We start from the raw sequence: 3,190 nt of genomic DNA, 5'->3' as shown, positions 1-3,190 counted from the left end.
GCCACACTACCATCAGCGCTAAGAGGTTTCACTTCTGAGTTCGGGAAGGGATCAGGTGGTTCACTCTTGCTATTGTCGCCAGCAAACTGTTGTGGTGTTTTGGGGTCTTATTGATCATGTTGTGTTCTCACTTCATGTCTGCCTTACTTACGAACCAAAGAGTTATTAACGGATTAGATATTGAGTCTAACTTTGTGTTCAGCATTTTAACTAGTTTTCACACTAAATCAAGTTGTGTATTGAATTTATCTTGAATACAACAACTGTTTGGGTGTTGTATAGTCAAGCCTCACGAGCAATTAGTATTGGTCAGCTTCACACGTCACCGTGCTTCCACACCCAACCTATCAACGTCCTAGTCTCGAACGGCTCTTTAGAGGAATAAATTCCTAGGGAAATCTTATCTTGAGGTAGGCTTCCCGCTTAGATGCTTTCAGCGGTTATCCCTTCCGAACATAGCTACCCGGCGATGCGACTGGCGTCACAACCGGTACACCAGAGGTTCGTCCACTCTGGTCCTCTCGTACTAGGAGCAGATCCTCTCAAATTTCCAGCGCCCACGGTAGATAGGGACCGAACTGTCTCACGACGTTCTAAACCCAGCTCGCGTACCTCTTTAAATGGCGAACAGCCATACCCTTGGGACCTGCTTCAGCCCCAGGATGAGATGAGCCGACATCGAGGTGCCAAACACCGCCGTCGATATGAACTCTTGGGCGGTATCAGCCTGTTATCCCCAGAGTACCTTTTATCCGTTGAGCGATGGCCCTTCCATACAGAACCACCGGATCACTAAGACCTACTTTCGTACCTGCTCGACTTGTGGGTCTCGCAGTTAAGCGCGCTTTTGCCTTTATACTCTACGCGTGATTTCCGACCACGCTGAGCGCACCTTCGTACTCCTCCGTTACTCTTTAGGAGGAGACCGCCCCAGTCAAACTACCCACCAGACATGGTCCTCGCCCCGGATTACGGGGCAGAGTTAGAACCTCAACATTACCAGGGTGGTATTTCAAGGACGGCTCCATTGGAACTAGCGTTCCAACTTCAAAGCCTCCCACCTATCCTACACAAGTAAGGTCAAAGTTCAATGTCAAGCTGCAGTAAAGGTTCACGGGGTCTTTCCGTCTAGCCGCGGGTACACTGCATCTTCACAGCGATTTCGATTTCACTGAGCCTCTGCTGGAGACAGCGCCGCCATCATTATGCCATTCGTGCAGGTCGGAACTTACCCGACAAGGAATTTCGCTACCTTAGGACCGTTATAGTTACGGCCGCCGTTTACTGGGGCTTCGATCAAGAGCTTCGCTTACGCTAACCCCATCAATTAACCTTCCAGCACCGGGCAGGCATCACACCCTATACGTCCACTTTCGTGTTTGCAGAGTGCTATGTTTTTAATAAACAGTTGCAGCGGCCTGGTTTCTGTGGCTGCCAATAGCTCAGGGAGCAAGTCCCATCACCGTCAGCAGCGTACCTTCTCCCGAAGTTACGGTACCATTTTGCCTAGTTCCTTCAGCAGAGTTCTCTCAAGCGCTTTGGTCTACTCGACCTGACCACCTGTGTCGGTTTCGGGTACGATTCCTGTGTAACTGAAGCTTAGAGACTTTTCCTGGAAGCATGGTATCAGCCACTTCACTGTACAAGTACAGCTTGCTATCAGTTCTCAGCATAGAGTACCCCGGATTTGCCTAAGATACATGCCTACAACCTTCCACCTGGACAACCAACGCCAGGCTGACTTAACCTTCTCCGTCCTCTCATCGCATTACACAGAAGTATTGGAATATTAACCAATTTCCCATCGACTACGCCTCTCGGCCTCGCCTTAGGGGTCGACTCACCCAGCCCCGATTAACGTTGGACTGGAACCCTTGGTCTTTCAGCGAACGGGTTTTTCACCCGTTTTGTCGTTACTCACGTCAGCATTCGCACTTCTGATACCTCCAGCATACTTCTCAATACACCTTCATCGGCTTACAGAACGCTCCCCTACCACGTATACTAAGTATACATCCGCAGCTTCGGCACATAGTTTTAGCCCCGTTACATCTTCCGCGCAGGCCGACTCGACTAGTGAGCTATTACGCTTTCTTTAAAGGGTGGCTGCTTCTAAGCCAACCTCCTAGCTGTCTATGCCTTCCCACATCGTTTCCCACTTAACTATGATTTTGGGGCCTTAGCTGGCGGTCTGGATTGTTTTCCTCTTGACTACGGACGTTAGCACCCGCAGTCTGTCTCCCGGATAGTACTCATTGGTATTCGGAGTTTGCATCGGTTTGGTAAGTCGGGATGACCCCCTAGCCGAAACAGTGCTCTACCCCCAATGGTATTCGTCCGAGGCGCTACCTAAATAGCTTTCGGGGAGAACCAGCTATCACCAGGCTTGATTAGCCTTTCACCCCTATCCACAAGTCATCCCCTGGCTTTTCAACGACAGTGGGTTCGGTCCTCCAGTTAGTGTTACCCAACCTTCAACCTGCTCATGGATAGATCGCCTGGTTTCGGGTCTACACCCAGCAACTAAACGCCCTATTAAGACTCGATTTCTCTACGGCTCCCCTATACGGTTAACCTTGCTACTGAATGTAAGTCGCTGACCCATTATACAAAAGGTACGCAGTCACCGAACAAGTCGGCTCCCACTGCTTGTATGCATGCGGTTTCAGGATCTATTTCACTCCCCTCACAGGGGTTCTTTTCGCCTTTCCCTCACGGTACTGGTTCACTATCGGTCAGTCAGGAGTATTTAGCCTTGGAGGATGGTCCCCCCATATTCAGACAAGGTTTCACGTGCCTCGCCCTACTCGTCATCATTGTGTGTGCCCTTTCGTGTACGGGAATATCACCCTCTACGTTCGCACTTCCCAGAGCGTTCCACTAGAACACACACAACTTAATGGGCTGATCCCCGTTCGCTCGCCGCTACTAAGGGAATCTCAATTGATTTCTTTTCCTAAGGGTACTGAGATGTTTCACTTCCCCTCGTTCGCTTCATAAGCCTATGTATTCAGCTTATGATACCCGCCTTATAGCGGGTGGGTTCCCCCATTCAGAAATCTCCGGATCACAGGATATTTGCCGCCTCCCCGGAGCTTTTCGCAGGCTATTACGTCTTTCATCGCCTCTGACTGCCAAGGCATCCACCACATGCACTTAATTACTTGACTATACAACCCCAAACAGTCGT

Annotated in this window: 2 rRNA genes; both read right to left on the bottom strand. The window is 50.0% G+C overall.

The features are described 5' to 3' along the window. Window positions 1-83: ribosomal RNA gene (gene rrf / locus CDG56_RS16390) — 5S ribosomal RNA — on the bottom strand; the annotation flags it as partial. Between the two features lie 195 nt (window positions 84-278). Further along, window positions 279-3,170 (bottom strand): 23S ribosomal RNA (locus tag CDG56_RS16385). Between the last annotated feature and the right edge of the window lie 20 nt (window positions 3,171-3,190).

It is taken from the genome of Acinetobacter sp. WCHA39, assembly GCF_002165385.1.
Classification (GTDB): Bacteria; Pseudomonadota; Gammaproteobacteria; order Pseudomonadales; family Moraxellaceae; genus Acinetobacter.
Note: the sequence above shows the minus strand (reverse complement) of the source record. Positions and strands in the feature narration are given on the sequence as shown.